Below are 23,870 nucleotides of genomic sequence, written 5' to 3'. Positions count from 1 at the left end.
GCCACTGAGTGGGCGTGTCTCCGGCGAGTCCTTCCCGGAATCTTTTTCTTAAATGGCTGACTTTCGCTTCAGTTGAGGGCAGAGGAGAAGGGTTCATGCAGAAAAAGCTCATTGCTGAGTTTCTTGGGACGTTCTGGCTCGTATTCGGCGGCTGCGGCAGCGCAATCTTCGCAGCGGCATTTCCGAGCCTCGGTATCGGTTTTCTAGGTGTTGCTTTTGCGTTTGGTTTGACGGTGCTGACCATGGCCTATGCGGTCGGCGGTATCTCCGGCGGCCATTTCAATCCAGCCGTTTCGGTTGGTTTGACGGTTGCTGGTCGCTTTCCCGGCGGGCAGCTCATTCCTTATATTGTCGTGCAAGTTGTCGGTGCGGTCGTGGCGGCCGCCGTGCTGTACCTGATCGCGAGCGGCAAGGCCGATTTCCAGCTCGGCGGCTTTGCGGCAAATGGTTACGGAGAACATTCGCCGGGTGGTTACTCCCTGCTATCGGCTTTGGTGGCCGAGATCGTGTTGACCTTGTTCTTCCTGGTCGTGATTCTCGGTTCGACGAGCAGCAAGGTGCCGGCCGGCTTCGCGCCGATCGCCATCGGCCTTTCGCTGACGCTGATCCACCTCATTTCGATCCCGATCACCAATACCTCGGTCAATCCGGCCCGTTCGACAGGTCAGGCCCTGTTCGTCGGCGGTTGGGCGTTGCAGCAGCTTTGGCTGTTTTGGGTGGCGCCGATCGTGGGTGGCGCTTTAGGGGGGCTCGTCTGGAAATTGGTCGACGACAGCGAATGAGATCAGCCTCGGTTTAAGACTTTCAGGCCCGCATCGGACCCCTCGATGCGGGCCTCTTTGTTTAAAAAAACCTAAATGTCGACATTCAAATGTAGCAACTCTCTGATTCCAATGGCAGAATTCTTTAAGTCGATTTGATTCGAGAAAACCGGCCATCGGTAGAGCGACCGAAAGTTAACGAAAGTAAACGCTTCATTAACCTTAATGTCGTTCTAATCGGACCATGGAAAGCGGGGCGAGAATCGCTGTAGGCGAGGTCGAGCGGACGCAGAGAAGAGACTGTAAACCCTGGGGGTATTGATGGGTGGCAAGCATGTGGCTGTCCTTTTGGGCGGATTTTCCTCGGAAAGGCCCGTCAGCCTTTCCTCGGGAAAGGCATGTGCTGATGCCCTAGAGACCGAAGGGTTTCAGGTTACCCGAATTGACGTGGAGCGCGACGTTGCCAGCCGTCTGGTCGAGCTGAAGCCCGACGTGGTCTTTAATGCCCTGCATGGTCCGTTCGGCGAGGACGGCACTATCCAGGGCATTCTTGAATATTTGCAGATCCCCTATACGCATTCCGGCGTGCTTGCTTCCGCTCTCGCGATGGACAAGTCCCGCGCAAAGACGGTTGCCGCGGCGGCCGGCATTCCCGTTGCCAGTTCGATCGTCATGGATCGTTTCGGCATTGCCGGCGAGCATCCGATGAAGCCGCCCTATGTCGTCAAGCCAGTGCGCGAAGGGTCGAGCTTTGGTGTCGTCATCGTCAAGGAGGATCAGGCGCATCCGCCGCAGATCATCACGTCTTCGGAGTGGCGCTATGGCGATGAAGTGCTGGTCGAGCGTTATATTCACGGTCGCGAGCTGACCTGTGGGGTGATGGGCGACAAGGTTCTCGGCGTCACTGAGATCGTGCCGCTTGGCCACAGTTTCTATGATTATGACGCCAAGTACGCCCAGGGTGGATCAAAACATGTGCTTCCGGCGGAAATTTCACCAAATCTTTACCAAAACATACAAACATTATCGTTAAGGGCGCATGAAGCTATCGGCTGCCGTGGCGTCAGTCGGTCTGACTTCCGTTTTGACGATCGCTTTTCCGAAGAGGATGAACTTGTTTGGCTGGAGATCAATACCCAGCCGGGCATGACGCCTACCTCATTGGTGCCCGAAATGGCCGCTCACGCCGGCTACGCTTTTGGTGAATTTCTCCGGTGGATGGTGGAGGACGCGTCTTGTTTGCGCTGACGGTCAAAAATATGAGGCGGTCCCGTCATCGCGTCCCGCTCGCCATCGACGACGTCGAGGATACGTTCGTGCTGCCGCGCCCGATGCGCCGGGCGGTGCGCTTCCTGGTCAGTCTCGGCTCGGGCCGCGTCAACATTCCGGCTCATACGGGCACGGTTTCCACCCTTGTGCTCTTGGCTGCGACGGGTCTCTACGGCATGTCGATCGGCGGGCATAGCCAGGCGGTCGCCGAGGCGACGACGTCGGCTGCCGGTTTCGCCATCGAGGACGTGAAGGTTTCCGGCAACGACGAAACCTCGGAAATCGAGATCCTGCAATTGCTCGGTTTGGATGGCACGACGTCGCTGGTCGCTCTCGATGCGGATGCGGCTCGGCAGAAGATCACCAATCTGCCCTGGGTGCAGAGCGTCGAGGTCCGCAAGGTCTATCCTAGGACTGTCGAGGTGAAGCTGACGGAGCGCAAGGCCTATGCCATCTGGCAGCATGGCTCCGAGCTTTCGCTGATCCAGAAGGACGGTAGCGTGATCGCACCACTGCGCGACAACAAGTTCGCAAAGCTGCCGCTCTTCGTCGGCCGCGATGCTGAAACGGCAGCCGCTTCCATCGATGACGAATTCGCCAAGTGGCAGGATATCCGCGACCATGTGAGGGCTTTCGTGCGCGTCGCCGGTCGCCGGTGGGATCTTTATCTCGACAACGGCGTGATCATCAAATTGCCGGAAGACAATATCGATGGCGCGCTCGCACGGCTGACCAAGCTCGACAAGGATCAGAACCTTCTGCAGCGCGACATCGCCGCCGTTGATCTCCGTCTCGGCGATCGTACCGCCATTGAATTGACCCCGGACGCAGCGGTTCGCCGTGAAGCTGCCGTTGATGCTAGAAACAAGGCTTTGAAGAAAGCAGGGCAGGATACATGAGCTTGTTCGGTTCGTCCCATTTTGGCCTGCCTCGGTTGAAGCCGCTGTCCTCGAAGCGGTCGCATATCGTATCGGTCCTCGACATCGGCTCGACGAAGGTCGTCTGCATGATCGGTCGGCTGACGCCGCGCGAGGAGAGCCAGGTTCTCCCGAACCGCACGCATAATATCGAGATCATCGGCATCGGCCATCAGCGTTCCCGCGGCATCAAGACCGGCGTGATCGCCGATCTCGATGCGCTGGAAAGCGTGGTCCGGCTCTCTGTCGATGCGGCCGAGCGCATGGCCGGCCTTACCGTCGATAGCCTGATCGTCAATGTTTCCGCCGGACGCCTCGGCAGCGATATCTATACCGCAACGATCGATCTGGGCGGTCAGGAGGTCGAAGCCAACGATCTCAAGAAGGTGTTGGCCGCAGCCTGCCAGCAGTCGATCCGCCAGGAGCGTGCCGTCCTGCATTCGCTGGCGACCGGTTATTCCCTTGATGGCGAGCGCGGCATTCGCGATCCGCTGGCGATGTTCGGCGATGTGCTGGGTGTCGACATGCATGTCGTGACGGCGGAGCGCGCGGCGCTCCGCAATCTCGAGCTCTGCATCAATCGCGCGCATCTGTCGGTCGAGGGCATGGTGGCGACCCCTTATGCCAGCGGCCTTGCCGCTCTCGTCGATGACGAAGTCGAGCTCGGTTGCGCCGCCATCGACATGGGTGGCGGCACGACGACGATCTCGGTCTTTGCCGAAGGCAAGCTGGTGCATACCGATGCCGTCAGCCTTGGCGGTCATCATGTGACCACCGATCTTGCCCGAGGCCTTTCGACCCGCATCGAGGATGCCGAGCGGCTGAAGGTTGTGCACGCTTCGGCGCTGGCGAACTCCTCGGACGAGCGCGAACTGATTTCCATTCCGCCGATCGGCGAGGATGAGCGCGATCAGCCGACACAGGTGCCCAAGGCTCTGGTGTCGCGCATCGTCAAGGCCCGCATCGAGGAAACCCTCGAACTGATCCGCGATCGCATTCAGCGCTCGGGCTTCAGCCCGATCGTCGGCAAGCGCGTCGTCCTGACTGGCGGTGCCAGCCAGTTGACCGGCCTGCCCGATGTGGCGCGCCGTGTTCTTGCCCGCAATGTCCGCATCGGCCGCCCCATGGGCGTATCCGGCCTGCCGACCGCGGCCAAGGGGCCGGCGTTTTCGACGGCAGTGGGCCTGATGATCTATCCGCAGGTTGCGGACATGGAGACACATGCGCCGAGCAGCGGCTTGCTCTCGTCGCTTGGGGGTAACAACAGCCGGATCGGCCGCGTCGGCCAATGGCTGAAAGAGAGTTTTTGAATGCCTGATCCCGGCAAGTCTTTCCGGGGTAGGCGTCAGGCAAGTGAAATCGAGTGAATTGGCCGGCGTGGCGATGCGGCCATAGAGAGAAGGAACGGGTACAATGACTATCAAGCTGCATAAGCCAGACATCACCGAGCTTAAGCCGCGTATCACCGTGTTCGGTGTCGGCGGCGGCGGCGGCAATGCCGTCAACAACATGATCACGGCAGGCTTGCAGGGCGTCGATTTCGTCGTCGCCAACACCGACGCGCAGGCGCTGACGATGACGAAGGCCGAGCGGATCATCCAGCTCGGCGTCAACGTCACAGAAGGCCTCGGCGCCGGTTCGCAGCCGGAAGTCGGCCGCGCAGCTGCCGAGGAATGCATCGATGAGATCATCGATCACCTCAACGGTACGCACATGTGCTTCGTCACCGCCGGCATGGGCGGCGGCACGGGCACGGGTGCAGCGCCTGTTGTCGCGCAGGCCGCCCGCAACAAGGGCATCCTGACCGTCGGCGTCGTCACCAAGCCGTTCCACTTCGAAGGCGGCCGCCGCATGCGTCTCGCCGAAATGGGCATCCAGGAACTGCAGAAGTCGGTCGACACGCTGATCGTCATCCCGAACCAGAATCTGTTCCGCATCGCCAACGACAAGACGACTTTCGCCGACGCGTTCTCGATGGCCGACCAGGTTCTTTATTCGGGCGTTGCCTGCATCACCGACCTGATGGTGAAGGAAGGTCTCATCAACCTCGACTTCGCCGACGTCCGCTCGGTCATGCGCGAAATGGGCCGCGCCATGATGGGTACCGGCGAGGCTTCCGGCCAGGGCCGCGCGATGCAGGCTGCAGAAGCCGCCATCGCCAACCCACTGCTCGACGAAACCTCGATGAAGGGCGCACAGGGCCTGCTGATCTCGATCACCGGTGGTCGCGACCTCACCCTGTTCGAAGTCGATGAGGCTGCGACCCGCATCCGCGAAGAAGTCGATCCGGACGCCAACATCATCCTCGGCGCCACCTTCGACGAATCGCTCGAGGGCATCATCCGCGTCTCCGTCGTTGCAACGGGTATTGACCGTGCGATGAACGAAGCGGCCGACAGGGGCATGGAATTCCGCCCGGTCGCGAAGCCGGCTATCCGTCCTTCCGCGGCCGCCGCCCCGGCAGCGGCCGCAGCTCAGCCTGCCCATGTCGCGCAGGCCCACACCGCACAGGCTGCCGCACCCGCTCCTCGCGCCATCGACCCGGTTGCCCAGACCATTCGCGCTGCCGAAGCCGACCTGGAACGCGAACTGGAAATCCAGATGGGTCGTCAGCCCCATGTTCAGCAGCAGCCGGTCATGCCGCAGGCTTCAGCGCCTGAGGAGAACTTCCGTCCGCAGAGCCGCATCTTTGCGGCAGCGCCGGAAGCTCAGCCCGTCCGTCAGGCTCCGGTTCAGCCGCAGCCGGCGCCGGTCATGCAGCAGCAGCCGATCATCCGTCAGGCTCCCGAGCAGGTCCGCATGCCGAAGGTGGAAGACTTCCCGCCGGTGGTTAAGGCCGAAATGGAACATCGTGCCCAGCCGGTCGCCGCTCAGGCTGCCGAGGAGCGCGGTCCCATGGGCCTGCTGAAGCGAATCACCAATTCGCTTGGTCGTCGCGAAGAAGATCCTGCTTTCGACGATATGATGGCTCCGGCCGCCGCCGCTCCGCAGCAGCGTCGTGCACCGTCGCCGGAAGCGAGCCTCTACGCACCGCGTCGCGGCCAGCTCGACGATCAGGGCCGTCAGGTTCCAGCAGCACGCATGACGAGCCATGAAGACGATCAGCTCGAAATTCCGGCCTTCCTGCGCCGTCAGTCGAACTGAGCCAATATTGGGCGGCCTTTTAATAGGTTGCTAACCATCTTTGAGAAAACCGGGGCCGAAAGGTCCCGGTTTTCCTTATTTTAGGCTCGTTGTCGTATCTGAAATTATCCTGCAAATTCAAGCAACTGCTTTCGTAACAAAGCGAAAGAAACAGTGATTTGGAATGCGATGCCTCGGCGCGTATGTAGTTACCAAGCAAGCCTGCGGAATCACATTCAATGATGAACGTATGTGGCGCCTGCAGCATGATTAACAGACTGAACCGGCAATAAGGTAAGCGTCCGAAGATGACCGCCCGGCCTGGATCAGATAGACGAAGGCAGAACTTATATGGCAATCGGATTGCTGGGTTTTCAGACCACCATTGCAAACCCCGTGACACTTTCGGGTATAGGCGTTCATTCTGGCGCCGATGTGTCGATCACTTTCTATCCAGCCGAGGCTGGTACCGGCATTGTTTTCCAGCGTCTGCATGACAATGGCGACGTGACGGAACTGCGCGCCGTTTCCTCGCAGGTTGGCAATACGGATCTCTGCACCGTTCTCGGCTTCTCGCCGTCGCGCTCCGTCGCGACTGTGGAGCATGTCATGGCGGCTATCTACGCTGTTGGTCTCGACAATGTCGTCATCGAAGTTACGGGCGCTGAAATGCCGATCATGGACGGCAGTTCCTTTCCGTTCATCGAGGCCATCGAGCAGGTCGGTATCGTTTCGCTTGGCGTCAAGCGTCGTTACATCCGGGTTACCAAGCCGGTGCGTATCGAGGCTGGCGGCTCCTGGTGCGAATTCCGTCCGTATGACGGCACGCGGTTCGAGGTCGAGATCGATTTTGAATGCCCGCTGATCGGCCGGCAGAAGTGGGAAGGCGACTTGACCGCCGAGACCTTCAAGACCGAACTGTCGCGCGCTCGCACTTTCGGTTTCATGCGCGATGTCGAACGCCTCTGGGCTTCGGGTCACGCGCTGGGTTCGTCGTTGGAAAATTCCGTTGTCATCTCCGACGACAATACGGTCATCAACGTTGAGGGTCTGCGTTACGCCAAGGACGAATTCGTTCGTCACAAGGCACTCGATGCCGTTGGCGATCTGGCGATGGCAGGTGCGCAGTTCATCGGTCATTACCGTTCCTATCGCGGCGGCCATCGTATGAATGCGAATGCTCTGAAGGCATTGCTCAGCGATCCCAGCGCCTACGATGTCGTCGAGACATCGGCGCCGCGTCAGCGTGCTCACAGCCGCGATTTCGTTCCGGTCAACGCGCCGGAATTCGCGCCCTGGTCGGCGTGATCTTCAGACGTTCAGACAGCAAACGACGCCGCTCCGATGAGGAGCGGCTCTTTTTTTGGGCGGGAGATTCGCGAGGTTTGCCTTCGGTCGGTGCAGGACATCGAAGCCAGGGAGACCGGCGAAAGAATTCCCAGTCAAAACAGTGATTAAGCCTGCTGATATGCGGTCTTCGCCACAAAAATGCGTTAATGCATCATCATTGCGTTGCCCTGATGGTGTTTTTGCGGCTAGAAACGCCAGCGAGAGAACGCCGTTTCCGCAACGACGGCTAGTGGGACAAGTCATCCGATGGGTTTTGCAAGGTCTGAAAGCATGAAGATTACAACACGGGCTTTGCTCGTATCGCTTCTCCTGGCCGGTACCGGTGCGGTGGTGACGGGTTGTAATACGAAAAAGGATATCGACATCACCAAGCTCGGTGTCGAGACCGACCCGCCGGAATTGCTCTATAATCAGGGCCTTGCCAACATCAAGGCAGGCAATATGACGGAGGCCGGTAAAAAGTTCGATGCCATCAACCAGCAGCAGCCATTCTCGGAATGGGCGCGCAAGGCGATGGTGATGAGCACTTTCGTGAAGTACCGCACAGGTCGCTATGACGATGCCGTGCAGACAGGCAATAGCTATCTCAAGCAATATCCCGGCTCCGAGGATGCTGACTATGTCCAGTACCTGGTCGGTTCGTCCTACGCCAAGCAGATTGTCAACGTGACGCAGGATCAGCGTGCGGCGCAGCAGACGATCGAGGCGATGACCAAGCTCGTCAACAACTATCCGAAATCGCAATATGTCAGCGATGCGCAGGAGAAGATTCGCTTTGCCCGCGACCAGCTCGCCGGCAAGGAAATGCAGATCGGGCGCTACTATCTCGAGCGCAAGGATTATCTTGCCGCGATCGCCCGCTTCCGCGTGGTCATCGAGCAGTATCCGACCACGAATCAGATCGAGGAAGCTCTGGCGCGCCTGGTCGAAGCCTATTACGCCATGGGCATCGTTCCGGAGGCGCAGACGGCAGCCGCTGTTCTCGGCCACAATTATCCGGATAGCCGCTGGTATGCCGACTCATATAAGCTGCTGAAGAGCGGCGGTGTCGAGCCGAGCGAAAACACAGGTTCTTGGATTTCCAGAGCAGGCAAGAAACTTCTTCTTGGCACGTCAGATTGAGTACAGATGCTGATCCAGCTTTCGATCCGCGATATCGTCCTGATCGAGCGGTTGGATCTTGCCTTCGAGTCCGGGCTCTCGGTTTTGACCGGCGAAACGGGCGCGGGCAAATCCATACTGCTTGATAGTCTGTCGCTGGCCCTAGGCGGGCGCGGCGATGGCGATCTTGTGCGTCATGGAGAGGATCGCGGCCAGGTGACCGCGGTCTTCGATGTCGGTACGCAGCATGCGGCCCGCAAGCTGCTGCGCGACAATGGTATCGATGACGACGGCGACCTGATCTTCCGCCGCATCCAGTCTGCAGACGGCCGCACCAAGGCCTTCGTCAATGATCAGGCGCTGAGCGTTCAGCTCATGCGTCAGGTGGGTCAGCTTCTCGTCGAAATTCATGGGCAGCACGACGACCGCGCGCTTGTCGACACGAATGCGCATCGCATGCTGCTCGACGCCTTTGCCGGCCTTGCCGAGGAAGCGCAAGCGGTTGGCAGGCTCCATAAGGTCTGGCGCGATACCGAGCGGATATTGCGAAAGCACAGGGAGCAGGTGGAAAAGGCCGCGCGCGAGGCGGACTATCTGCGCGCTTCCGTCGAGGAGCTGGAGAAGCTATCGCCACAGGATGGCGAGGAGGACGATCTGGCCGAACGCCGCTCGCGGATGATGAAGGCCGAACGCATCGCCGGTGACATTGCCGAAGCTTCGGAGTTCCTCAACGGCAATGCGTCTCCCGTGCCGCACATTGCCTCGCTGGTGCGCCGGCTGGAGCGCAAGAGCCATGAGGCGCCGGGCCTGCTGGAAGACACCGTGGCGTTGCTCGATGCGGCGCTGGACCAGCTTTCCAACGCGCAGATGGAAGTGGAGACAGCACTCCGCAAGACGGAATACGATCCGCGGGAACTGGAGCGGGTCGAGGAGCGTCTATTTGCGCTCCGCGGAGCCTCGCGCAAATATTCGGTGCCGGTGACCGAGCTTCCGGCACTGGCCGTTCGGATGATTTCCGATCTTGCTGATGTCGATGCCGGGGAGGAAAGACTGTCGCGTCTGGGCGGCGAGCTTGCCGTTGCCAAGGCGGAATATGATGCGGCCGCCCGCAGCCTCTCTGATAAGCGCCACCATGCAGGTGAAGCACTTGCCGAAGCCGTCATGGCCGAGTTGCCGGCGCTGAAGCTTGAACGGGCGCGGTTCATGGTGGAAATCACCAGCGATTCGGAAGCCGCGACGGCTGATGGCATAGACGTTGTCGAATTCCATGTGCAGACCAACCCGGGCACGCGGCCGGGCCCGATCACCAAGGTCGCCTCCGGCGGCGAGCTCTCGCGTTTCCTTTTGGCGTTGAAGGTGGCGCTGGCCGATCGCGGTTCCGCGCCGACCCTTGTTTTCGACGAAATCGATACCGGCGTCGGTGGTGCGGTGGCGGATGCCATCGGCCAGCGGCTGAAGCGCCTGTCCGATCGCGTGCAGGTGCTTTCCGTCACCCATGCGCCGCAGGTCGCGGCACGCGCTGCAACTCATCTCCTGATCTCCAAAGGCCCCGTTGCGGATGGCTCGGAAAAGATCTCCACACGGGTCGCCACCATGGCGCCGAAGGATCGCACCGAGGAAATCGCCCGCATGCTTGCAGGCGCATCGGTGACCGAAGAGGCGAGGGCGGCTGCAAAGCGGCTGCTGGCAGGCAACGGCTGATATTCGTCAAATGCCTGTTACCGGGCTTTGCTAGACATCGCGTTTCTATTTGGAAGGGTTGTTGCGTGGGTCTTTGGGGCAGCATTGTCGCCGTCATTTTTGTGGCACTTTCCATTCAGGCGACAGCTGCGCCTGTGCAGCAACAACCGAAAGCGGTTCCCGTCTTTTCTCAAACCGGACCCGATGCCGAAGATTATGGCGAGAAGCTCGGCTATCCTGTCGGTCTGCCGTTCAAAAACCAGCCGAACATGGTCGGCAATTACACGCACGCGGATCGGCTTTCGCCGACCCACACGGTAGCGGCCGCCGAACAACCATCAACGCTGTTGCGAGCTCCGTCCGAGCTTTCGACCAACTTCAAATTTGGTACCGAAACCACTTCGTTGAAGGAGTATCTCGACACTAATCCGACCACTGGATTGCTGATTGCGCACAACGATGTGATTCTATTCGAACATTACCAATATGGCCGTACCGATCACGACCGCTTTCTGTCCCAATCCATGGCAAAAACTTTGACCGGCATGCTTGTTGGAATTGCGATTTCAGAGGGCGCCATTCATTCGATTGACGATACGGTGCAGACCTATGTGCCTGAGTTGAAGGGCACGGAAATGGGCGTCACGCCGATCCGTGCGCTGCTCCATATGGCTTCCGGCATTGCCTTTACTGAGAACTTTGGCACTCCCCAAGATGCAGACCGGCTCCGCAATTCATTGCTTGGCCCAGAACAGCTCAATCCGATTGCCGCAGTCACGAGATTTAACAAGCGGGTTGCTGCTCCCAACACCGTTTGGCACTACAGTAACCTGGATACCGAGGGGCTGAGCCTGGTCCTTACCCACGCCACTCATATGACGATGGCCGAATATCTCCAATCCCGGATATGGCAGCCGATGGGCGCGGAGGCGAGCGCGAATTGGCAGGTCGACAGCACTGGTCAGGAAGTCGGTTACTGCTGCTTTAGCGCGACGCTTCGCGATTATGCTCGCTTTGGCATGCTGCTCGCCCATGATGGTGCTTGGAACGGCCGGCAGATCATACCACGTCAGTGGCTGCTGGATGCTACAGAGCCCGCTGCGCAAGGCTCATTCCTCGCAGTCACTCAAGAGGCTCATCCCTGGGGCTACGGCTATCAAACCTGGCTAATGCCCGGTCCAAACCGGACATTTTTCATGGACGGTCTGGAGGGCCAGCGCATCCTCGTCGACCCCACAACGCATCTGGTGCTTGTACACACCGCCGTGCGCACGAAGATGCACGGAATAGGGAATGCTGAGCTGGTCGAACTTTGGTCCAGCATACTGAAGCAGTTTGCGAGCAATTGAGCGGCCTTGTGGCTCAGATGACAAAGCGATCCTGGTGACCGTTTGTGGCGCCAAATTGCTTTGGACGCCATCGTCCCGGTTGTCCGCGTTTGCCATCGAATTCCAGAATTTTTCTCTTTGTATTTGGGCGTCCCGAGTGGAAAACCGCTTCGCACTTTTCCTGGAAGTGCTCTAAAACATCTCCGAAATCGGGGAGTGTTGATTCATGAGCACCGAACAGAAGCCCGTCGAAGATTTGACCGAAGAGGAAGCGGCCGCAGCGCTCGCCTATCTGGCTGCGGAGATTGCGCGCAACGATGCGCTTTATCACAGCAAGGATGCGCCGGAGATCTCGGATGCGGACTATGATGCGCTGAAGCGGCGCAACGATGCCATCGAGGCGCGGTTTCCGGAGCTCGTTCGCGCCGATAGCCCATCGCGGCGGGTGGGTGCAGCACCCTCGGAGACCTTCACTCCCGTCGTGCATGCGAGGCCGATGCTGTCGCTCGACAACACCTTCTCGCAGGAGGACGTGGCGGATTTCGTCGCCAGCGTTTACCGGTTCCTCGGCCGTTTGCCCGACAACTCGATCGCCTTTACCGCCGAGCCGAAGATTGACGGCCTTTCGATGTCCATTCGCTATGAGAATGGCCGGATGGTCAGTGCCGCCACACGCGGCGACGGCACGACTGGCGAGAATGTCACCGCCAATATCAGAACCATCAAAGAAATTCCCCAGACGCTGCCAGCGGGCGCGCCGGCGGTCGTCGAGGTGCGTGGCGAGGTCTATATGGCCAAGAGCGATTTCCTGGCGCTCAACGCCCAGATGGAGGCGGAAGGCAAGCAGACCTACGTCAATCCGCGGAATACCGCGGCAGGTTCACTGCGCCAGCTCGATGCGAAGGTGACGGCCAGTCGTAAGCTGAAATTCTTCGCCTATGCCTGGGGTGAGATGTCCGACATGCCGGCAGACACCCAATACGGCATGGTGCAGACCTTCAAGACATGGGGTTTCCCGGTCAATCCGCTGATGGAGCGGCTGAATTCCGTCACCGACATTCTCGGCCACTATCAGGAGATCGGTCTGCAGCGGCCCGATCTCGACTATGATATCGACGGCGTGGTCTACAAGGTCGACAGCCTGGAGCTGCAGGCGCGTCTCGGTTTCCGGTCGCGCTCGCCGCGCTGGGCGACAGCGCATAAGTTTCCTGCGGAGCAGGCGTTCACGCATTTGATCGATATCGATATCCAGGTCGGCCGTACCGGCGCGCTGACGCCGGTCGCGCGGCTGGAGCCGATCACTGTCGGCGGCGTCGTCGTGACCAATGCAACGCTGCACAATGCCGATTACATCAGGGGCATCGGCAACAAGGGCGAGCCGATCCGCGATGGCCGCGACATCCGCGTCGGTGACATGGTGATCGTGCAGCGGGCAGGCGATGTCATTCCACAGATCGTCGACGTCGTTCTGGAAAAGCGCGAAGCGTCAAGCGTGCCTTACGAATTCCCTAGGGTATGCCCGGTCTGCGGCAGCCATGCCGTGCGAGATATCAACGAGAAGACCGGCAAGGTCGATGCCGTGACCCGCTGCACCGGCGGCTTCATCTGCCGTGCGCAGGCGACCGAGCATCTCAAGCATTTCGTCTCGCGTAATGCCTACGACATCGAAGGATTGGGTTCGAAGCAGATCGACTTCTTCTTCGCGAGCGATGACCCGGCGCTGCAGATCAAGACTGCGCCTGACATCTTCACACTGGAAAAGCGTCAGCAATCATCGCTTGCCAAGCTGGAGAATATCGACGGTTTCGGCAAGGTCAGCGTCGGCAAGCTTTACGCCGCGATCAACGAGAGGCGCCAGATTGCGCTGCATCGCTTCATCTTCGCGCTCGGCATCCGCCATGTCGGCGAGACGACGGCGAAGCTGCTTGCGCGCTCCTATGGCACCTATGAAGCCTTCGAGATGGCAATGAAGGAAGCCGCGCCGCTTGCGGGCGATGCGTGGACCGACCTCAACAATATTGAAGGCATCGGCGAAGTAGTGGCGCGCGCGATCGTCGAATTCTACAAGGAGCCTCGCAATACCGAGGTGATCGCAAGCTTGCTCAAGGAGGTGCAGCCTCAGGAGGCCGAGCAGCCGGTGACGTCAGGCAGCCCCGTCGCCGGCAAGACCGTTGTCTTCACCGGATCGCTGGAAAAGTTCACCCGCGACGAGGCGAAAGCCAAGGCCGAAAGCCTGGGAGCAAAGGTTTCCGGCTCGGTTTCGAAGAAGACCGATATCGTGGTGGCAGGGCCGGGCGCAGGCTCGAAGCTCGAGAAGGCGCGGGAATTCGACGTCGAGGTCATGACCGAGGATGAGTGGCTCGACCTTATCGGCGGATAGTGGATGGCGGCGGAAGTGCAATCCGCCGCCAATGATTTCTTAGAGTCTCAGCCGCGCCATGGTGAAAGCGTCGACATATTCGCCATTGCGGAATGCGAAGGCTTTAAGCCGCCCCTCGGTTTCGAATCCGAACTTCTCATAGAGCCGGATCGCCGGGGCGTTGTCGACATAGACAGTCAACTCCACGCGCTTGATCGCCAGCCAGTTGTCGGCGGCATCGATGAGGGCTGCGAGGAGTGCGGAGCCGACGCCGCGGCCTGTAAAATCGTCATGCACGCCCATGCCGATCTGGCCGATGTGAATCCGCCGGCCGGAAAGACGGCGCAAACCGGCATTGCCGATGATCTGTCCGTCAAACACAGCGACGAGGTTGATCGCACCAGGTGCAGGCTTATCCAGCCATTGCTGCGTCTCCTCGATGCTTTGAAAGGGCAGGCGCAGGGTGCCGGCGCGAAAGCCGGGGAGGTTGGCGATCGATGTGATCGCTTCGGCATCGGACGGACGCGCTGCACGAATCTCGGCGGGCCTGATTTTGCCGGATCGTCGTTCGCCTGGTTCTTCCTGTTCGGAATTCATGGGCTCTCCTTGATGTAAGGGAGGAGAGCAAGGACCATTTCAACCCTGCTCGCCTCGGCAGGGTTGAGATGGATCGCGGTCAGCTCAGCGCAACACAGCTTCCACTCGCCCTGCAAGGGGAGAGATGGTGATAAGATGCATCGTGGTGGCGCGGTTTGCGATCATGAGGCGGATGATCCGATGCGAAAGCGTCATTGTCAATCGACTCCCACCATTTCTGCGATCCCTGACCACGACAGCGCGTTCTCTCAAAGATTGCTTGACAGGCAACCATTTGGTTGCCTATAAGATCACAAGAGGCAACCAAATGGTTCCATGTCGATATGAATGATGACGCAGTCTTCAAAGCTTTGGCCGATACAAGCAGGCGGCAGTTGCTGGACCGGCTCCATGGGCGCAATGGCCAGACCTTGAGCGCGCTTTGCGAAGACCTGCAGATGACCCGCCAAGCGGTGGCAAAGCACCTCGCCATTCTGGAGGAAGCCAATCTGGTGTCCTCCGAAAAGCAGGGTCGGGAGAAGCTGCACTTCATCAATCCTCTGCCGATCAACGAGATCGCCGAGCGCTGGATCAACAAATTCGAGCATCGGCAGTTGAGCACGCTTTCGGCATTGAAGAAGGCGCTCGAAGGCGACGGCGGCCAATAGCCCCAACAAGCACGACTATTGAAACAAGGAGAAATGGCATGACTGGAAGCAAGTTCGTCTACGTCACCTTCATCCGCACTACGCCGGAGAAACTCTGGTCGGCGCTTACCACGCCCGAATTCATCAGGCAGTATTGGTTCGACATGACGCATGAGACCGACTGGAAGGTCGGCTCGCCGTGGAAGATGCTTTTTCCCGATGGCCGTATCGCCGATATGGGCGAAATCGCGGAGTTCGAACCGCTGCGACGTCTTGCCATCAGATGGCGCAACGAATTCAGGCCGGAACTGAAAGCCGAGGGTTGGTCGCGCTGCGTGATGGAGCTGGAGCCCGCAGACAACGCCGTGAAGTTGACCGTTACCCATACGATTGAATTCGAGAATTCCAAGTTCATCGAGGCAGTCTCCGGTGGCTGGCCGAAGATATTGTCCAACCTCAAGTCTCTGCTCGAGACGGGAGGGGTCGCGATCGAAAGCAAGTGAGGCTAGCGCGCTCCATAAGCTTCGAGGCGCCGTCGCCCCGGTGATGGCGCCTCGCGATTGGCGGCCTTCTCTTGCATAGCTCATCGGCAATCTTACCTTAGCGATGCCGCGCTAGCTCTGCGGCTGATGTTGGAGGATGATCGATGAGTTCACCGAAATTCTGTGCCGCCATTGCTGCCTCTTTCCTGGCTTTGGCTCCCGTTTCCGCCTCTGCCGAAGTCGTCGGCAAGGTGGGGGTGGATTGGACAGGCAATGATATTCTGGTCGATGCCGTGCCTGATCCGGGGGTCTCCGGCGTCACCTGCCACGTCACCTATTTCGACCGCAGCGTCATAGACCGGCTGCGCAAGGGCAACTGGTTCGAAGATCCTTCCAACAACTCCATCGCCTGCCGCCAGACCGGCCCGATCGAGATCGGCGATATCAATCTGTCTCAGAGTGGCGAAGAGGTGTTTCGCGCCGGATTGTCGCTTATCTGGAAGAAGCTGGTCGTGACCCGAATCTACGACAAGAAGAACGATACCTTGGTCTATCTCATCCATTCGCGGCAGTTGACGGACGGCTCGGCCAAGATGGCGATTTCGACAATACCGCTGTTCGGTCAGAATGTTAGCTGGAAGAACGGGAAACCCAAATAACCCTATCAAAATACCACATTGACAACCGCTAGAGGGTTACTACCAAAAAAAGTCATACTCTTTGGTTGTTGAATTCCTTCTAGTTGCTTTCGGATTGCACCTTTTTGATGCAATTTTGCAGACGGACAGTGAAGCGCTGCTTCCGTCTGTTCACGGCCTGCATGGCTGGCGCACTGGCTACACCCCTGCCAACGCCAGTTGAACAAAAACGATCGCCCTGGAGCCTTGGCTCCAGGGCGATTCTCTTTTGCGGCAATGTGTTGAGATCAGGCTGCTTGGGCCAGTTGATCGGCGATGATGGTATCGAGGTTGAGGAAGCAGACCATGCTCTTCTCCAGCGCTACGATACCGCGGCAGAAGGCGCGCTGTGTTTCCGGGATGATCTCCGGCGCCGGCTGCAGATCTTCGCTCTTGATGGTCATCATGTCGGAGACCTGTTCGACCAGGAGGCCAACGAGCTTGCCGGCGATATCCGTAACGATGATCGCCGAGCGCTCGGACGGCTCCGTCATTTTCATACCGAGACGGCAGGCCATGTCGATGACCGGGATGACAGCACCGCGCAGGTTGATGAGGCCGAGCACGTAAGGCGGCGTATGCGGCATGGGCGTTACCGGCGCCCATCCGCGGATTTCGCGGATGGCCATGATATCGATGCAAAATTCCTGATCGCCGAGATGGAAGGAGACGATTTCCAGGTAGGCGCCCGATTGTTTGATGGCGTTCGTCATGATTGAGGACTTCCCGTTTGGCGTCGGCGGCACGCGACGCTAGCGATTGAAAAAAGAGGGATCGGCTGGAGCAGCTTGGGCAGCGGCAGCATCCGGTGGCTTCGGCTGATAACGCCTGGCTGATCCGGCGGGCGTCATGCCCTTCTGAAAGAAATCGGTCTGCCGCGCTTTCCTTGCGGCCGGCGAAGTCGAGTCTTACTTTTGTGGTTGATGTTGGCGCGGACAGGTTAGGATTGGTTTAACACAGAGGCGGATTTCGCCTCGGTCTGCCCGAAAGGGCAAGGCAAGGAAGAGCCGGAGGACGCTTGAGACTTCGAGGCTCCCCGCTGCGACGATTTCGGCATCTTCAAAACGTCTTGTTGAATTGCGTCCTCCACGACGAGCCGCTACACCGGCTGGAAGGCCGTCCTCCGCCATTTTTCAGGCGGGCTCGACGGTGGGGGCCCATCAAGGAATTGCAGTCATGAAAAGCGTGCGAATTGGTGTCTGGGTGGCCGTGTTGATCGTGGCCGGGATATTGGGCTGGCTGAGCTTTGGAAACGGCAGGGCGCCCGAGGCGGCCGTAGCGGGACCCTATGGCGTGCCTTTCACGCTGGTCTCGCAGAGCGGCCAGCCGATCAGCGATCAGGCGTTTCGCAGCAAGCCCTCGGCCGTGTTCTTCGGCTATACGCATTGCCCGGATGTCTGCCCGACGACCCTGTTCGAACTGGACGGTTGGCTGCAGAAGGTCGATCCCGATGGCACCAAGCTCAATGCCTATTTCGTGACTGTAGATCCCGCGCGCGATACGCCTGAAATCATGAACCAGTATGTTTCCAACGTATCCAAGCGCATTACCGGCATTTCAGGCGATCCCTCCAAGGTGATGGACATGGTCAAGGGGTTCCGTGTCTATGCCAAGAAGGTGCCGGTAGACGAGAAGCAGCCGAACGGCGATTATACGATGGATCATACCGCCTCGGTTTTCCTGCTGGATTCGGCCGGGAGTTTTGCCGGAACCATTGCCTACCAGGAGGATCCCGACGTGGCGGTGAAGAAACTGGAGAACCTGATCAAGAAGGGATAGGGGCCAAGATGGGCGACGAGGTAGGCGGCCAAAAGAAATCCAGATCCATCCTGATTGCGGGGGCGGGGCCTGTCGGCCTAACCGCCGCGCTTGAGCTTGCCCGGCGCGGCTTTGCGCCGCGTATCATCGATGACGGCACGGACCCGACGCCTGTCGAGGAGAGCCGCGCTCTTGGTGTCAACGCACGCACGCTGACGCTGCTTTCCGCCTGCGGCGTCGGTGAACGCATCATCGCCGCTGCTCAACCCATCGAACAGTTTCGCGTTCGCTCTGGTGGGAAAACTCTCATCGAGCTGGATACCCGACAGGTGAAAGGCCGCTTCAGCGCCATTCATGCTCTGGCGCAGGGCCGCACCGAGCGCTTGCTGATCGAGGCGCTTTCGGCCCATGGCATTACGCCGGAGTGGCAAACGGCTGTTGTCGCAGGCGAGGTAACCGATTTGCAGAAGCCGGAGGTTACGCTCCGGCATGCCGACGGCGCGATGGAAACGGTTCGGCCGGATATCCTCGTCGGTGCCGATGGTGCGCATTCTGGTGTGCGCAAGGCGTTGGGTGCCGGTTTCCCCGGCGAAGCGCTGGAGGCCTATTTCTATATTGCGGATTTCCGCTACGACGGGCCGGTCGATACGCATGTCGCCGAGATCTCGCTCTTCGATCCGGGCATGATCGGGCGCCTGCCTGTCGCTGCCGATGTCATACGCTATATCTCGACGCTCGAGGGTTTCGAAAGCCGTATCGTTCATCCGGCCAAGGTTGCCGAGAAGACCTGGACCTCGCAGTTCCGCATTCACTTTCGCCATGTCGAGCCGATGGCGAAGGGCAATGTGTTTCTGGCCGGTGATGCTGCCCACATCCATTCGCCAGCCGGCGCGCGCGGCATGAACCTTGGCATCGAAGATGCCTGCTGGCTTGCCTGGCTCATTGCGGAAGGGCGAGAACAGGAGTATTCGGCGCTGAGAATTCCCGCCGTGAAGCAGGTGTTGAAGCAGACCCATGGCCTGACGCGACTGATCACTATGACAAATCCGCTGGCCATTGCGGCGCGCAATCTGTTGGCACCGCTACTCTTGCGATTCGGCCCGGCCCGGCTGGCCCTGCTTCAGAGTGTAGCCGGTTACGATACGCCAAAGCCACCTTGGATCGATTGGGCCGAGTAAGAACGAGAAAGAGCGACGAGTTGAGTGAAATCCGCCTTTATGTGACGACGACCGAGAAAAAGGCAGAGCAGATCCTCGATCTGATGACGCCGGTGTTCGAAGACGAAGAGTTGCCAATCGCTACCAGCGAGATCGATGAGAAGAGGGACATCTGGGAAACCTCGATCTATCTCTACGCGGATGATGAAGACGAGGTGCGCGCTCGCTTTGCGGCCTTGCTGAAGCCGACCTTTCCCGAGCTTACCGTCAAAAAGGAAGTGATTCCGGATATCGACTGGATTGCCAAGTCGCTGGAGGGGTTGAAGCCGGTCCGCGCCGGGCGCTTTCTGGTGCACGGTTCCCACGACCGTGACAAGATTGGTTCGAGCGATATCGCCATCGAGATCGATGCCGGCCAGGCCTTCGGCACCGGCCATCACGGCACCACGGCAGGCTGCCTGGAGACCATCGAAAAGGTTCTTGCCAGCCGGCAGGTCCGCAACGCCCTCGATCTCGGCACCGGCAGCGGCGTGCTGGCGATCGGGGTGCGCAAGCTGCGCAATATTCCGGTTCTCGCCACCGACATCGATCCGGTCGCCGTGCGCGTCGCGCGCGAAAATGTCCGCCGCAACGGCATTGCGTCCGGCATCGCGCTGGAGACCGCGCCGGGCTTTCATTCCACGGCCTTTTCGCGTCATGGACCGTTCGATCTGATCATCGCCAATATTCTTGCGCGCCCGCTGATCAAGATGGCGCCGCAACTTGTGGCACATCTGGCGCCGGGCGGCTCGGTTGTTCTTTCCGGCATTCTCGCCGAGCAGCGCTGGAAGGTTCTGGCGGCTTATAATGGTGCGAAGCTGCGCCATGTGCGCACCATCTGGCGCAACGGCTGGGTCACCATCCATCTCGACCGGCCTTGAGCCGGTCGCTTTTCCGCAGTCCTGTCTCGGACGAGAGGAAATAAAAAAGGCGGTGCCGAAGCACCGCCTTGGATCGGCCTAAACCGATCTTGCCCGCGAGCGTGTGGAGGAGTGCTCAAGCAGGCTCTAGCGTTCTGATCATGATCCGGGGAGGGAGGAGGAGTACCGGACCGCGACCGAATTAGAACGCGTAGCTCATGAACTCTTAGTGGCGATCGCCACGGCTTGTGCCGATTGCCCTGGACGTTTCGACTTCAAGCTGACGAAGCGAGCCGACGGAGTGGCGTACGGTGCGACGCTCGCCAGCCAGCGCCGGGCTAACATATGCAGAGCGGGAGATAGGCATTGTTTTCAGTCCTTTTCGGTTGGGTTCGTTGTGAACCCCGTTTGATGCGCTGGATATAGCGACTCGCCCGCTTGCGTGGCAGGGGGTGCGCCTCATGGGAGCCATGCGTGTTATGCATATTGCATGCCGTGAAGATGTCATAATTGACCAGCGATGCTCATGAAATGGGCGGATTCGTTAACGGCGGCGAGGGCAACTCTGGCGGCACGGCAGGCTTGAATTGCCACATCACGGACAGTTTTCACGCTCCCCTGAAAATCACGTCGCACTTCCAGCAATCATGCTCTAACATACTGGCACTACTCAATTTCACGGATTCCCCACCAGTCTCGGATTAAGCCATGTTCCAGTCTTTCGACGTCACTTCCACCCCGCAATTCGGCCGCGAACGCGTCACTGGCTTGCGTGCCGCTTTCGGCGATCTCGGCATTGACGGCTTCCTCGTGCCGCGGGCCGATGAGTATCAAGGCGAGTACGTGCCCAGATGCTCAGAGCGCCTGGCATGGCTCACAGGCTTCACTGGATCGGCAGGTGTTGCGCTTGTGACACACAGCCAGGCCGTGGTTTTCGTGGACGGTCGTTATGTGACGCAGCTCGCCGAGCAGGTGGATCGCACGGTCTTTACCGGCGGCGACCTGGTGAAAGAGCCGCCGCATGTCTGGCTGCCGCGCAATGCAAAGAAGGGATTCCGGCTCGGCATCGATCCGTGGCTGCATACGGGCGCCGAAGTCCGCCGGCTGGAGAAGGCGCTGGGCGAAATAGACGGCAAGTTGGTCTTCTTGCCGCATAACCCGCTCGACAGGCTCTGGAGCGACCGGCCTGCCGAGCCGCTCGGCGGCGTCATCATTCAGGATATTGGCCAGGCCGGCATATTGGCGAGAGACAAGCTTGCGACGATCGCAGCCAGCCTGAGGGAAAAGAATCTCAAGGCGGCCCTGATCACCGATCCGTCCTCGGTTGCCTGGATTTTCAACATTCGCGGCAGCGACGTGCCGCACACACCGCATCCGCTGGCACGCGCCATCATCTATGCCGAGGGCGAGGCCGAGCTCTTCCTCGACAAGTGCAAGACCAAGGTCGAGGCCGAGGCCTACCTGGCGCAGATCTGCAAGCAGCTGCCGCCGTCCGATCTTGTCAAGCGGCTGGCTCTCGCGGCTGCAAATGGTGGGCGCATCCTGGTCGATCCGGACCTCGCCTCCTATGCACTGACCGATATCATCCGTCGCGAGGGTGGCGAGGTCGTCGAGGGCAATGATCCCGCCAAGCTCCCGCGCGCCTGCAAGAATGCCGCCGAGATCAACGGATCCGCCGCAGCTCATCTGCAGGACGGGGCGGCCATGGTGGAATTCCTCTACTGGCTGGAGACCACCAAGCCGGGCACCGTGACGGAAATTACCGCCGCCGAACGGCTGGAAGCCTGCCGCGCCCGCGTCGGCGAAAGCATGCAGAACCCGCTGAAGGACATTTCCTTCGATACGATCTCGGGCGCCGGCGAGCATGCGGCGATCATGCATTATCGCGTCACGACGGCGAGCGACCGGTTGATCCAGGCCGGTGAGCTGTTCCTGATCGATTCGGGCGCCCAATATATCAACGGCACCACGGATATCACCCGCACGGTCGGCGTCGGCTCCGTCCCCGAAGAGCAGAAGCGTCTTTTCACGCTGGTTCTGAAGGGAATGATCGCCATCAGCACTTCGCGCTTCCCGAAGGGCACGCGCGGCTGCGATCTCGACCCGCTGGCACGCATCGCGCTCTGGAAGGCCGGCGTCGATTTTGCCCACGGCACCGGCCATGGCGTCGGCTCCTATCTCTCGGTGCATGAAGGCCCGCAGCGCATCTCGCGGCTATCGACGCAGGAGCTGTTGCCCGGCATGATTCTCTCGAACGAGCCCGGCTACTACCGCCCCGGCCATTTCGGCATCCGCATCGAAAACCTGATCTATATCCGCGATCCGGAGGAGATCGAAGGCGGTGATATGCCGATGCTGGGCTTCGAAACGCTGACCTTCTGCCCAATCGACCGCAGCCTGGTCCTCGTGGAACTGCTGACGCACGAGGAGCTGCATTGGCTGAACGAGTATCACGCCAGGACCCGTGAAGCGCTGATGCCGCTGATCCATGATGCGGATATTCGGGTCTGGCTGGAGAATGCGACGCTCGAACTCAACCATTAATGCGCACTATGCCATCCCGCTTCCGAGTGAAGGCGGGATGGCCTTGCGGCGTCTTACGCGCCGATGAAATGCCGCCAAGTCATTACAACGATCCATCCCGCGACCAGCATGAAGGTCGAGGAATAGCGCAAGCCCACGAGAAGGGCGGCGAACATCGCCACCTTGATATCCCAGCCGCCGATGAAGAAGGCGGGTGCGACGAGGGTCGTCAACACCGCCGCAGGCACTGCATTCAGCGCCGCCTCGACACGCGGCGGGATGCGGGTCATCTTGACAATGAGGATGTAGCCGCCGATGCGCGTGAGGAAGGTCACCACGGCGGCGGCCAGGATCAGCAGGACCATATGCGGATTGAAATCGAGCATGGTCAGGCCTCGTGGTTTTCGTGGACGAGGTCGGGTTTACGATTTGCCTTCACCGGCGGCAGAATAGCAGCGAGGGCGACGCCGGCGAGCGCTCCGATGCTGACATGCCAGGGCGAGCCGACATAGCGATAGGCGACGGCCGAAGCGGCGGCGCTGGCCACCACGACGGGCAAGAAGTTGTCGCGCTTGCGGAAACCGATGACGATGCCGAGGAAATAGATCGGCAGCAGGATATCGAGGCCGATGGATTTCGGATCGCCGATCAGACTGCCGAGCAAACCGCCGGCAAGGCTCAGCAGCACCCAGGGAACATAGACCATTGCAGCAAAGCCGAAATACCAGGCGAAGGTCACGGCTTTGCCGCTTTCGTGCCGCTTCACCGTTTCGGCAAATTGTGGATCGACCAGCAGGAAGAAGGTGAAGAATTTTTCGACCGCGGAGAAGTGCCTGATATAGCGGGCAATCGCCGCCGAATAGAGCACATGGCGAAAGTTCACAGCCAGGATCGATAGCACGATGAGCCAAGCCTGGACGTTGTGGCCGAAGAGATCCAGCCCCACCATCTGGCTGGCGCCGGCATAAACAGTGCCGCTCATCAGGGTCAATTCGCCGAGCGACATGCCCTGGTCGCGCGCCAAAGCGCCAAACAAGGCACCGAAGGGCGCTGCTGCAAGGCCGACGGGAATACCACCCTTCAACCCGTCAAAAAACTCCGCGCGACTCATAGTCCGCTCTGTCCTTCGTGGAAAACCCGGCGCGTAATCCCGGATAGTGGATTTACAGCCCCAGGCGCTGATCACAAATATGATCGCACTCCTTGCGTGTCCGCTCCCGCGCGCTGTTCAATGGCGGAGCTGTAAGCTGTGTGCAAAGAGCC

The 23,870-nt window shown here is 59.7% G+C and carries 21 protein-coding genes; 17 read left to right on the top strand and 4 right to left on the bottom strand.

Going from position 1 to position 23,870, the window contains the following annotated elements; genetic code table 11:
• The first annotated feature begins 95 nt into the window (after positions 1–95).
• The 10 genes from aqpZ to ligA all read left to right on the top strand — a co-directional run bounded on the left by aqpZ (position 96) and on the right by ligA (position 13,909).
• Positions 96–782 carry an aquaporin Z gene (gene aqpZ, locus JTP94_RS24185; RefSeq protein WP_204853091.1) on the top strand — a complete coding sequence of 229 codons (687 nt, stop codon included), beginning with the start codon at positions 96–98 and terminating at the stop codon, positions 780–782.
• Positions 783–1,082: 300 nt separating this feature from the next.
• Positions 1,083–2,009 carry a D-alanine--D-alanine ligase gene (locus JTP94_RS24180; protein ID WP_204852948.1) on the top strand — a complete coding sequence of 309 codons (927 nt, stop codon included), beginning with the start codon at positions 1,083–1,085 and terminating at the stop codon, positions 2,007–2,009.
• Positions 1,997–2,929, top strand: a complete 933-nt coding sequence (locus JTP94_RS24175) for a cell division protein FtsQ/DivIB (protein ID WP_409456625.1) — start codon at positions 1,997–1,999, stop codon at positions 2,927–2,929. Before JTP94_RS24180 ends, JTP94_RS24175 begins: the two co-directional genes overlap by 13 nt.
• Complete coding sequence (gene ftsA / locus JTP94_RS24170; protein ID WP_034504271.1) at positions 2,926–4,257, top strand: cell division protein FtsA; 1,332 nt, start codon at positions 2,926–2,928, stop codon at positions 4,255–4,257. Before JTP94_RS24175 ends, ftsA begins: the two co-directional genes overlap by 4 nt.
• Positions 4,258–4,360: 103 nt before the next feature.
• Positions 4,361–6,091 (top strand): cell division protein FtsZ, encoded by a 1,731-nt coding sequence (gene ftsZ, locus JTP94_RS24165; protein ID WP_204852946.1) that lies wholly within the window; start codon positions 4,361–4,363, stop codon positions 6,089–6,091.
• A 330-nt stretch (positions 6,092–6,421) separates the two neighbouring features.
• A complete protein-coding gene (gene lpxC, locus JTP94_RS24160) occupies positions 6,422–7,378 on the top strand; it encodes a UDP-3-O-acyl-N-acetylglucosamine deacetylase (protein ID WP_204852945.1) in 957 nt (318 codons plus the stop codon).
• A gap of 288 nt (positions 7,379–7,666) precedes the next feature.
• A complete protein-coding gene (locus JTP94_RS24155; protein WP_204852944.1) occupies positions 7,667–8,542 on the top strand; it encodes an outer membrane protein assembly factor BamD in 876 nt (291 codons plus the stop codon).
• 6 nt (positions 8,543–8,548) lie between these two features.
• Positions 8,549–10,222, top strand: coding sequence for a DNA repair protein RecN (gene recN / locus JTP94_RS24150; RefSeq protein ID WP_204852943.1), 1,674 nt, complete (start codon positions 8,549–8,551; stop codon positions 10,220–10,222).
• A 65-nt stretch (positions 10,223–10,287) separates the two neighbouring features.
• On the top strand, positions 10,288–11,550 hold the full coding sequence (locus JTP94_RS24145; protein WP_204852942.1) for a serine hydrolase: 1,263 nt from the start codon (positions 10,288–10,290) through the stop codon (positions 11,548–11,550).
• Between the two features lie 205 nt (positions 11,551–11,755).
• A complete protein-coding gene (gene ligA, locus JTP94_RS24140; protein ID WP_204852941.1) occupies positions 11,756–13,909 on the top strand; it encodes an NAD-dependent DNA ligase LigA in 2,154 nt (717 codons plus the stop codon).
• A gap of 39 nt (positions 13,910–13,948) precedes the next feature.
• On the opposite strand, the gene JTP94_RS24135 is transcribed toward ligA, so the two are convergent.
• Entirely contained in the window at positions 13,949–14,485 is a 537-nt protein-coding gene (locus JTP94_RS24135; protein WP_204852940.1) for a GNAT family N-acetyltransferase, read from the bottom strand.
• A gap of 323 nt (positions 14,486–14,808) precedes the next feature.
• On the opposite strand from JTP94_RS24135, the gene JTP94_RS24130 reads away from it, so the two are divergent.
• The 3 genes from JTP94_RS24130 (at position 14,809) to JTP94_RS24120 (ending at position 16,252) form a co-directional block, all read left to right on the top strand.
• Positions 14,809–15,132 (top strand): helix-turn-helix transcriptional regulator, encoded by a 324-nt coding sequence (locus JTP94_RS24130; RefSeq protein WP_204852939.1) that lies wholly within the window; start codon positions 14,809–14,811, stop codon positions 15,130–15,132.
• A gap of 38 nt (positions 15,133–15,170) precedes the next feature.
• The gene (locus tag JTP94_RS24125) at positions 15,171–15,614 is read left to right on the top strand and encodes an SRPBCC family protein (protein WP_204852938.1); all 444 of its coding nucleotides are present in this window, start codon (positions 15,171–15,173) and stop codon (positions 15,612–15,614) included.
• Positions 15,615–15,757: 143 nt separating this feature from the next.
• Entirely contained in the window at positions 15,758–16,252 is a 495-nt protein-coding gene (locus JTP94_RS24120) for a CreA family protein (RefSeq protein WP_204852937.1), read from the top strand.
• Positions 16,253–16,518: 266 nt separating this feature from the next.
• On the opposite strand, the gene JTP94_RS24115 is transcribed toward JTP94_RS24120, so the two are convergent.
• Positions 16,519–16,983: a chemotaxis protein CheW gene (locus JTP94_RS24115; RefSeq protein ID WP_034504287.1), complete on the bottom strand. Its 465-nt coding sequence runs from the start codon at positions 16,981–16,983 to the stop codon at positions 16,519–16,521.
• A 463-nt stretch (positions 16,984–17,446) separates the two neighbouring features.
• Here JTP94_RS24115 and JTP94_RS24110 point away from each other — a divergent pair, with 463 nt between their 5' ends.
• From JTP94_RS24110 to JTP94_RS24095, 4 genes are all read left to right on the top strand, one after another.
• The gene (locus JTP94_RS24110; protein ID WP_204852936.1) at positions 17,447–18,049 is read left to right on the top strand and encodes an SCO family protein; all 603 of its coding nucleotides are present in this window, start codon (positions 17,447–17,449) and stop codon (positions 18,047–18,049) included.
• An 8-nt stretch (positions 18,050–18,057) separates the two neighbouring features.
• On the top strand, positions 18,058–19,206 hold the full coding sequence (locus JTP94_RS24105; protein ID WP_204852935.1) for an NAD(P)/FAD-dependent oxidoreductase: 1,149 nt from the start codon (positions 18,058–18,060) through the stop codon (positions 19,204–19,206).
• Between the two features lie 20 nt (positions 19,207–19,226).
• The gene (locus tag JTP94_RS24100) at positions 19,227–20,105 is read left to right on the top strand and encodes a 50S ribosomal protein L11 methyltransferase (RefSeq protein ID WP_204852934.1); all 879 of its coding nucleotides are present in this window, start codon (positions 19,227–19,229) and stop codon (positions 20,103–20,105) included.
• Between the two features lie 687 nt (positions 20,106–20,792).
• Positions 20,793–22,628: an aminopeptidase P family protein gene (locus JTP94_RS24095; protein ID WP_204852933.1), complete on the top strand. Its 1,836-nt coding sequence runs from the start codon at positions 20,793–20,795 to the stop codon at positions 22,626–22,628.
• A gap of 53 nt (positions 22,629–22,681) precedes the next feature.
• Here JTP94_RS24095 and JTP94_RS24090 read toward each other — a convergent pair whose 3' ends face one another.
• A complete protein-coding gene (locus JTP94_RS24090) occupies positions 22,682–22,993 on the bottom strand; it encodes an AzlD family protein (protein WP_204852932.1) in 312 nt (103 codons plus the stop codon).
• A 2-nt stretch (positions 22,994–22,995) separates the two neighbouring features.
• Complete coding sequence (locus JTP94_RS24085; RefSeq protein WP_204852931.1) at positions 22,996–23,718, bottom strand: AzlC family ABC transporter permease; 723 nt, start codon at positions 23,716–23,718, stop codon at positions 22,996–22,998.
• Positions 23,719–23,870: the final 152 nt, after the last annotated feature.

This window comes from Martinezella lusitana (assembly GCF_016901135.1).
Taxonomy (GTDB): Bacteria; Pseudomonadota; Alphaproteobacteria; order Rhizobiales; family Rhizobiaceae; genus Rhizobium; species Rhizobium lusitanum_D.
This window is presented reverse-complemented; position numbering and strand designations above follow the sequence as displayed.

What these genes read in the sequence shown, in the direction of transcription:
- JTP94_RS24155 (WP_204852944.1), top strand. Translation starts at nt 7,667, where the DNA reads ATGGGTTTTGCAAGGTCTGAAAGCATGAAGATTACAACACGGGCTTTG.
- JTP94_RS24180 (WP_204852948.1), top strand. Translation starts at nt 1,083, where the DNA reads ATGGGTGGCAAGCATGTGGCTGTCCTTTTGGGCGGATTTTCCTCGGAA.
- JTP94_RS24130 (WP_204852939.1), top strand. Translation starts at nt 14,809, where the DNA reads ATGAATGATGACGCAGTCTTCAAAGCTTTGGCCGATACAAGCAGGCGG.
- aqpZ (WP_204853091.1), top strand. Translation starts at nt 96, where the DNA reads ATGCAGAAAAAGCTCATTGCTGAGTTTCTTGGGACGTTCTGGCTCGTA.
- lpxC (WP_204852945.1), top strand. Translation starts at nt 6,422, where the DNA reads ATGGCAATCGGATTGCTGGGTTTTCAGACCACCATTGCAAACCCCGTG.
- JTP94_RS24105 (WP_204852935.1), top strand. Translation starts at nt 18,058, where the DNA reads ATGGGCGACGAGGTAGGCGGCCAAAAGAAATCCAGATCCATCCTGATT.
- JTP94_RS24090 (WP_204852932.1), bottom strand. Translation starts at nt 22,993, where the DNA reads ATGCTCGATTTCAATCCGCATATGGTCCTGCTGATCCTGGCCGCCGCC.
- ftsA (WP_034504271.1), top strand. Translation starts at nt 2,926, where the DNA reads ATGAGCTTGTTCGGTTCGTCCCATTTTGGCCTGCCTCGGTTGAAGCCG.
- JTP94_RS24085 (WP_204852931.1), bottom strand. Translation starts at nt 23,718, where the DNA reads ATGAGTCGCGCGGAGTTTTTTGACGGGTTGAAGGGTGGTATTCCCGTC.
- JTP94_RS24125 (WP_204852938.1), top strand. Translation starts at nt 15,171, where the DNA reads ATGACTGGAAGCAAGTTCGTCTACGTCACCTTCATCCGCACTACGCCG.
- recN (WP_204852943.1), top strand. Translation starts at nt 8,549, where the DNA reads ATGCTGATCCAGCTTTCGATCCGCGATATCGTCCTGATCGAGCGGTTG.
- ftsZ (WP_204852946.1), top strand. Translation starts at nt 4,361, where the DNA reads ATGACTATCAAGCTGCATAAGCCAGACATCACCGAGCTTAAGCCGCGT.
- JTP94_RS24135 (WP_204852940.1), bottom strand. Translation starts at nt 14,485, where the DNA reads ATGAATTCCGAACAGGAAGAACCAGGCGAACGACGATCCGGCAAAATC.
- JTP94_RS24095 (WP_204852933.1), top strand. Translation starts at nt 20,793, where the DNA reads ATGTTCCAGTCTTTCGACGTCACTTCCACCCCGCAATTCGGCCGCGAA.
- JTP94_RS24110 (WP_204852936.1), top strand. Translation starts at nt 17,447, where the DNA reads ATGAAAAGCGTGCGAATTGGTGTCTGGGTGGCCGTGTTGATCGTGGCC.
- ligA (WP_204852941.1), top strand. Translation starts at nt 11,756, where the DNA reads ATGAGCACCGAACAGAAGCCCGTCGAAGATTTGACCGAAGAGGAAGCG.
- JTP94_RS24120 (WP_204852937.1), top strand. Translation starts at nt 15,758, where the DNA reads ATGAGTTCACCGAAATTCTGTGCCGCCATTGCTGCCTCTTTCCTGGCT.
- JTP94_RS24115 (WP_034504287.1), bottom strand. Translation starts at nt 16,983, where the DNA reads ATGACGAACGCCATCAAACAATCGGGCGCCTACCTGGAAATCGTCTCC.